The sequence below is a fragment of the Brachybacterium sp. SW0106-09 genome (assembly GCF_001293905.1).
In the GTDB taxonomy this organism is placed as follows: domain Bacteria; phylum Actinomycetota; class Actinomycetes; order Actinomycetales; family Dermabacteraceae; genus Brachybacterium; species Brachybacterium conglomeratum.
In genome coordinates, this window is the sequence record NZ_BCAK01000027.1 from 43,743 (window position 1) to 50,124 (window position 6,382).

8 protein-coding genes are annotated in these 6,382 nt (G+C 69.1%); 6 read left to right on the top strand and 2 right to left on the bottom strand.

Annotation, left to right across the window (positions count from 1 at the left end; all coding sequences use genetic code 11):
* Nucleotides 1–148: 148 nt before the first annotated feature.
* A complete protein-coding gene (locus Y09_RS12110) occupies nt 149–925 on the top strand; it encodes a TetR/AcrR family transcriptional regulator (RefSeq protein ID WP_053917949.1) in 777 nt (258 codons plus the stop codon).
* A gap of 112 nt (nt 926–1,037) precedes the next feature.
* On the opposite strand, the gene Y09_RS12115 is transcribed toward Y09_RS12110, so the two are convergent.
* On the bottom strand, nt 1,038–2,255 hold the full coding sequence (locus Y09_RS12115) for a DNA recombination protein RmuC (RefSeq protein WP_234695718.1): 1,218 nt from the start codon (nt 2,253–2,255) through the stop codon (nt 1,038–1,040).
* A gap of 58 nt (nt 2,256–2,313) precedes the next feature.
* A complete protein-coding gene (locus Y09_RS12120) occupies nt 2,314–2,682 on the bottom strand; it encodes a helix-turn-helix domain-containing protein (RefSeq protein WP_148639641.1) in 369 nt (122 codons plus the stop codon).
* A gap of 256 nt (nt 2,683–2,938) precedes the next feature.
* Between Y09_RS12120 and Y09_RS12125 the strand changes: the two genes are divergently transcribed.
* From Y09_RS12125 to Y09_RS12140, 5 genes are all read left to right on the top strand, one after another.
* On the top strand, nt 2,939–3,589 hold the full coding sequence (locus Y09_RS12125) for an NAD(P)-dependent oxidoreductase (RefSeq protein ID WP_053917951.1): 651 nt from the start codon (nt 2,939–2,941) through the stop codon (nt 3,587–3,589).
* Between the two features lie 206 nt (nt 3,590–3,795).
* Nucleotides 3,796–4,881 carry a redox-regulated ATPase YchF gene (ychF, locus tag Y09_RS12130; protein WP_053917952.1) on the top strand — a complete coding sequence of 362 codons (1,086 nt, stop codon included), beginning with the start codon at nt 3,796–3,798 and terminating at the stop codon, nt 4,879–4,881.
* Between the two features lie 37 nt (nt 4,882–4,918).
* Nucleotides 4,919–5,428 (top strand): hypothetical protein, encoded by a 510-nt coding sequence (locus tag Y09_RS17265; RefSeq protein ID WP_148639642.1) that lies wholly within the window; start codon nt 4,919–4,921, stop codon nt 5,426–5,428.
* Nucleotides 5,429–5,644: 216 nt separating this feature from the next.
* Nucleotides 5,645–6,016, top strand: a complete 372-nt coding sequence (locus Y09_RS12135; RefSeq protein WP_053917953.1) for a TIR domain-containing protein — start codon at nt 5,645–5,647, stop codon at nt 6,014–6,016.
* A 39-nt stretch (nt 6,017–6,055) separates the two neighbouring features.
* The coding region (locus Y09_RS12140; protein ID WP_082358813.1) for a transposase at nt 6,056–6,382 on the top strand (327 nt) is incomplete at its 3' end.

Sequence of the window (6,382 nt, forward strand, 5' to 3'; positions counted from 1 at the left end):
ACCGAACTGTGTATGACGCAGACAGCGTATGTCATACACCGTGTATTGCATAGATAGTTCTGCGTCGCGTCGGTGCCGGAGGTGCGACCGGCAGCGCGCATCCAGGTGTGCGCTGCGGCGTCGTGCCCGTCGGTGGAACACTGGGGCCATGGCCGAGAAGAGCGAGACGGGACTGCCGCGCGCGGTGATGATCGCGTGGGGGATGGAGGAGGCGCCGCAGCGCGGACCCAGCCGCGGACTGAGCCACGAGCGGATCGTCGGCGCCGGCATCGAGATCGCGGATGCCGAGGGGCTGGGCGCGGTGACGATGCAGGCGATCGCGAAGTCGCTCGGCTTCACCACCATGTCGCTGTACCGCTACGTCTCCAGCAAGGATGAGCTGCTGCTGCTCATGCAGGACGCGGCGCTGAAGCTGCCTGAGGAGGCGCGGCTGCCCGAGGGGTGGCGCGAGGGGCTGCGGGCCTGGGCCGAGCTCGTGCGCGAGGCGTACCGCGCTCACCCCTGGGTGCTGGGCATCCCGCGCGGACAGTCCTCCGTGCTGATGCCCAACTCGATGCGTGCGGCCGACCTGGGCCTCGGGGTCCTCGGTGACCTCGACCTCGACATGGAGGCGAAGGTGGGCACGATCCTGGTGGTCTCCCAGCTCGCGGCCTCGATGGTGGAGCTTGAGGGCGATCTCGCCGAGGAGGGGCTGCTCGCTACGACCTCGGCGGGCTCTGCCCTGCTCGGCGAGGTCATCACCCCCGAGCGGTTCCCGCACATCGCCGGTCTGTTCGCGACGGACGCCTGGGTGGGCGGTGAGGAGCCGGGCGAGGACGTCCCCGTGATCGACGGCGGGACGCTCGGGGTCGACGACGAGTTCGGCCTCGGCCTGTCGCTGATCATCGACGGTCTCGAGCGTCGCGAGACCCGGCGCGGCGACTGATCGGCGCGAGGGTCGATGGTGCCTGGGCGACGCGAAGGCGGGCGGCGCCAGGAGGGCGGAAGGACCGACGCGGGCGGTCGCGCGTCGGCCGTTCGACGCGCGGACTCGGGTCTCAGCCGGCGGAGCGGCGTCGCTCCTCCGTCTGGTCGGTCCGGTCTCCGCGCGGGCTCGCGAGCTGCGCGATCTCGTCCTCCTCGAGGGTGCGGGCACGGCGCGTGAGCTGCTCGACGTCCTCGACCGCGGTGCCGGCGAGGCCCAGGTCCTCGAACTTCCGCGCGGTCACCATCACCCTCGACTGCAGCGAGCCGACGGCCTCGTTGAACGCGGCGACGGAGGAGTCCAGCGACCGCCCCACCTTCCCCAGGTGGGAGGTGAACGTCCCGAGCCGGTGGTGGAGCTCGCGGCCCGCCTCGAGCACCTCGCGGGCGTCGCGGTTCAGCGAGTCGGTGCGCCAGGTGTGCGCGACGGTGCGCAGCAGCGCCATGAGCGTGGCGGGGGAGGCGATCACGACGTCCTTCGCGAAGCCGTGCTCGAGCAAGTCCGGCGCGGACTCGAGCGCGGCGGCGAGCACCCCGTCGCTCGGCACGAACAGCACCGTGAACTCCGGGGTGTCTCCGAGCGCCTTCCAGTAGGCCTTGCCGGCGATCTGGTCCACGTGATGGCGCAGCGCCCGGGCATGCGCGGTGCGCCGGGCGCGGGCGCGCTTCGGGTCCTGCTCCTCGACCGCGTCGAGATAGGCGTCCATCGGCGCCTTCGCGTCCACGACCAGGGTGCGCTCGCCGGAGAGGTGGACGACGAGGTCGGGGCGCTGCCCCTTCTCCCCGTCGGCCCGGGTGCCTCCGAGCTGCTCGGAGAAGTCCACGTGCTCGAGCATGCCAGCGGCCTCGACGATGCTGCGCAGCTGCACCTCGCCCCAGCGGCCGCGCGAGGTCGGGGCGCGCAGCGCGGCGGTGAGCGCGGTGGTGCCCTGTTCGAGGGACTGGGCCCGCCGCCCCAGCTCGCCGAGGTGATTGCGCAGCGCCCCTTCGGCCTCGGCGCGTGCCGCCTCGGAGCGGGCCAGGTTCCGCTCGAGCTGGGCGAGGGTCGCGGTCAGCGGCGCGAGGGTGCGCTGCAGCTCGGCCTCGCGCTCCTCCTCGGCGGCGTCGCGCCGGGCGACGTCCCGCTCGTGGCGCTCGTCGGCCAGGCGCAGCAGGCGATCGGCCGAGTCCTCGCCCGCGCTGCGCTGTGTGTGCGCGGCGCGCATGCGCTCGCGCAGCAGGAGGAACGTCACGGCGGCGCCGAGCAGCGCGCCGAGGACGAGACCCAGCAGGAGCATGGTGGTTCCGCTCATGGGATCAGCACATCACGGGGGTGGGACAGATGAGCGGACCCGGGCGCCCGGCGCGCGGTCAGGCGGTTGCGGAAACGGCATCCCGGGAGGTCTGCACCTCGCCCATGTGGTCGGTCGCCCAGCTGATCAGTGCAGCGAGAGGCTCGAGCAGCGAGCGCCCCAGCTCCGTCAGCTCGTACTCGACGCGCGGCGGGATTTCTGGGTGGACGGTGCGCAGCACGAGCCCGTCGGCCTCGAGGGAGCGCAGGGTCTGGGTGAGCATCTTCTGGGAGATGCCGTCGACCGTGCGCAGCAGTTCGGAGAAGCGGCGTGGGCCGTCCTCGAGCGTGGTGATCAGCAGCACCGTCCAGCGGTCGCCGATCCGGTCCAGCAGGCGGCGCGAGGGGCAGTCGCGGGAGAAGGGGTCGTACGGGCGCAGGGCGGACATCTGGCGGTCTCCTCGAGTGCAAGAACGGCGGCGGACGGGCTGTGGGTGAAAGGCCGACGGCCCGGCGGGCCGGGACTCCTCACGGGAGAGGGCCGACGGCGGCGAGGGGTTACCGCGAAGTGCCTACTTCCCCGCAGAGAGAAGGTTACCTACAGTGAGCATGCAGGTCCACGCTTCACAGTGGATCCCTCATCGAGACGGCACCCTCGACGGTGCCTCGCAGCAGCGCTCCGCAGCGGGCGCGGAAGGAGAGCACATGGCTCGCATCGTCATCCTCGGCGGCACCGGCTACGCAGGAGGCCACCTCGCGCAGGAGGCCGCAGACCGCGGCCACGACGTCCTCGCGCTCAGCCGCACCGCCCCCGAGCAGGTCCCCGCCGGGGTCACCCATCGCGCCGGCGACGTGCGAGAGGAGTCCTTCCTCGCCGAGGCACTCGACGGCGCCGACGTCGTCGTCTCCGCTCTCTCGCCCCGCGGCGACATGGCCGACCTCGAGGCCTTCCGCGCCCTGATCGCGTCCGTCGCCCGTCTCGCCCGCGAGAAGGGCGTGCGGCTCGGCGTGATCGGCGGGGCCGGCTCGCTGCTGGTCGCCGAGGGCGGCCCGAAGCTCGTGGACACCCCCGAGTTCCCCAAGGAGTTCGCCGAGGAGCCGCGCGTGCTCGACGCCGTCCTGCAGGACCTCCGCGGCGCCGAGGAGGGGCTGGACTGGTTCTTCGTCAGCCCCGCCGGCGGCTTCGGCTCCTTCGCCCCGGGGGAGCGCACCGGCGCCTATCGCGTCGGCGGCGACGTGCTGCTGAGCGACGAGAACGGCGACTCGAATCTCTCCGGCCAGGACCTCGCCGTCGCACTGGTCGACGAGATCGAGACCCCGGCCCACCGCCGCACCCGCTTCACCGTCGCGTACTGAGGGCGACTCTCCGGGGTCCCGTCGGCCGCGCGCCGGCGGGCCCCCGAGGCCGTCCGGCGGCGGCTGTCGGCCGATTGCTCGCCGGTGGACCATGACGGCAGCTCGGGCGTCGCGACGGCCGGGAGCGGCCCTGTGCGAGGCAGGGTCCGCGATCTCACTGTCCGAGGGCGTTGCCGGAGCGCCCGTGCCTCGTAGACTCATCTCCCGTGGCTCTTACTATCGGAATCGTCGGGCTGCCCAATGTCGGCAAGTCCACCCTGTTCAACGCTCTGACCCGCGCGGAGGTCCTCGCGGCGAACTATCCGTTCGCGACGATCGACCCCAACGTCGGCGTGGTCCCGCTGCCCGACCCGCGCCTGGCGCAGCTCGCCGAGATCTTCGGCAGCCAGAAGCTGCTGCCGGCGACGGTGTCCTTCGTGGACATCGCCGGGATCGTCAAGGGCGCGAGCGAGGGCGAGGGCCTCGGCAACAAGTTCCTCGCCAACATCCGCGAGGCCGAGGCGATCTGCCAGGTCACCCGTGCGTTCTCCGACCCCGACGTGACCCGCGTGGAGGGCTCCGTCGACGCCGCCGGCGACATGGAGACCATCACCACCGAGCTGATCCTCGCCGACCTCCAGACCATCGAGAACTCGATGCAGCGCCTGGAGAAGGACACCAAGCGCGGCCTCATCGACGCCGCCGTGCTCGAGAACGTCACCAAGGCCAAGGCCCTGCTCGAGACCGGCAAGACCCTCTACCAGGGCGCGAAGGACGCCGGCATCGACGTCGCCCAGCTGCGCGAGCTGCAGCTGATGACCGCCAAGCCCTTCATCTACGTCTTCAACACCGACGAGGACGGCCTCGCCGACACCGCCATGCAGCAGCAGCTGCGCGATCTCGTCGCCCCCGCCGAGGCGATCTTCCTCGACGCCAAATTCGAGTCGGAGCTCATCGAGCTCGACGCCGACGAGGCCGCCGAGATGCTCGAGAGCACCGGCCAGGAGGAGTCGGGCCTGGACCAGCTCGCGCGCGTCGGCTTCGACACGCTCGGTCTGCAGACCTACCTCACCGCCGGTCCCAAGGAGTCCCGCGCCTGGACCATCCCCAAGGGCGCGACCGCCCCGCAGGCCGCCGGCGTCATCCACACCGACTTCGAGCGCGGCTTCATCAAGGCCGAGATCGTCTCCTTCGACCAGCTGATGGAGGCCGGGTCCATGGCCGAGGCCAAGGCCAAGGGCTGGGTGCGCATGGAGGGCAAGGAGTACGTCATGCGCGACGGCGACGTGGTAGAATTTAGGTTTAATGTGTAGCGAAAAGGCTCTGCGGGAGAGGGGCTAGACTGCCCCGATGACTGCGCGAATTCCCGTTTTTGTGTCGGCACCCTCGGCCCTGTCGAGCGACCAACAAGCGTCCTACGACTACATCGTCGAACTCCTTCGCCGCGAGAATCTTGAGCATCGAGCTTTAGGGCGAACTGATTATGGCGTCGACGTCCCATTGAAAGAAGTCTTTTCGATTGCCAGGCACTGCGCCGGAGGCGTGGTCCTTGGGTTCGAACAGATGCGCGCAGAGCGCGCTGAGTCAAAGATGGGTACGCCTGTAGCTCGGGTGCTCAACAACGTGTCGATTCCGACTCCTTGGAACCAGCTGGAGGCCGGAATTTTGTTTGCCCTTCGCCTCCCGCTATTGATATTCCGTCAGCCGGGAATTACTGGCGGAATCTTCGATAACGGTGTGAGCGATGCATATGTGCAAGAGCTTCCCATTGGGGTATCGGAGCCACATCTCGCAACTCAGTCTGAAGTAGTGATTAAAACTTGGGCGGGAAGGGTTCGCGAGAACTACAGGTCTTATTGAGGTATTGGCGCGGTGCTTAACACGGCATGATTCGTGTAAGAAGTGCGATGCACGGATGGGGCTGAACGGGTGTGCCCTTGGCGCTCGTGTGTCAGTGCCTGACGGCGTCATCAGGTGAGGCTCCCTACCAGGGATTTGTGCGCCTCAGTGTCGCTACCCACTGACATGATGGTCGCGGACCGGGAACGCCCGGACGAACGACGCCGGGAGGAACCCATGGCACAGCGCGCATTCATCAGCTTCGACTACGACAACGACGCCAGGCTCAAGGACCTGCTCGTCGGCCAGTCGAAGAACCCCGACTCGCCCTTTGTCATCCATGACTGGTCGCTCAAGGAGCCCTCGAGCGACTGGAGGGCGAGGGCCCGGCGGCAGATCAGGGCCAGTGGCCTCGTCATCGTTCTGTGCGGCAAGCACATGGGCACGGCCACCGGGGTCGCCGTCGAGCTGTCCATCGCGCAGGAGGAAGGCGTTCCCTACTTCCTGCTCGCCGGTTACAGCCAAGGTATGACGAGGCCGTCCACGGCGAAGCCGGGCGACAAGCTCTACGAGTGGACCGGGACTGCCGCACGGATAGGTGACATCTGATCTGGCTTGCCTGATGGGCGGCCTGGAAGGATGTGCATCATGCCCGCTCCCTATCCCCGAGAGTTCCGCGAGGACGTCGTGCGTGTGGCCCGGTCCCGCGAGGACGGCGTCACTCTCGCGCAGATCGCGAAGGACTTCGGTGTCCACGAGATGACGCTCCATAAGTGGATCCGCCAAGCCGACATCGACGACGGCAACCGGCCCGGTGCGTCCCGGGAGGAGTCGACCGAACTGCGTGATGCTCGGAAGAAGATCCGGCTGCTGGAGCAGGAGAACGAGGTCCTCCGCCGCGCTGCTGCCTACCTGTCCCAGGCGAACCTGCCGGGAAAGGGGCTCTTCACAGATGAGGGTGTAGGAGATGGCGGC

Excerpts from the sequence above, each read along its gene's own strand:
- Y09_RS12110 (WP_053917949.1), top strand. The coding sequence starts at position 149 with ATGGCCGAGAAGAGCGAGACGGGACTGCCGCGCGCGGTGATGATCGCG.
- Y09_RS12115 (WP_234695718.1), bottom strand. The coding sequence starts at position 2,255 with ATGAGCGGAACCACCATGCTCCTGCTGGGTCTCGTCCTCGGCGCGCTG.
- Y09_RS12120 (WP_148639641.1), bottom strand. The coding sequence starts at position 2,682 with ATGTCCGCCCTGCGCCCGTACGACCCCTTCTCCCGCGACTGCCCCTCG.
- Y09_RS12125 (WP_053917951.1), top strand. The coding sequence starts at position 2,939 with ATGGCTCGCATCGTCATCCTCGGCGGCACCGGCTACGCAGGAGGCCAC.
- Y09_RS17265 (WP_148639642.1), top strand. The coding sequence starts at position 4,919 with ATGACTGCGCGAATTCCCGTTTTTGTGTCGGCACCCTCGGCCCTGTCG.
- Y09_RS12135 (WP_053917953.1), top strand. The coding sequence starts at position 5,645 with ATGGCACAGCGCGCATTCATCAGCTTCGACTACGACAACGACGCCAGG.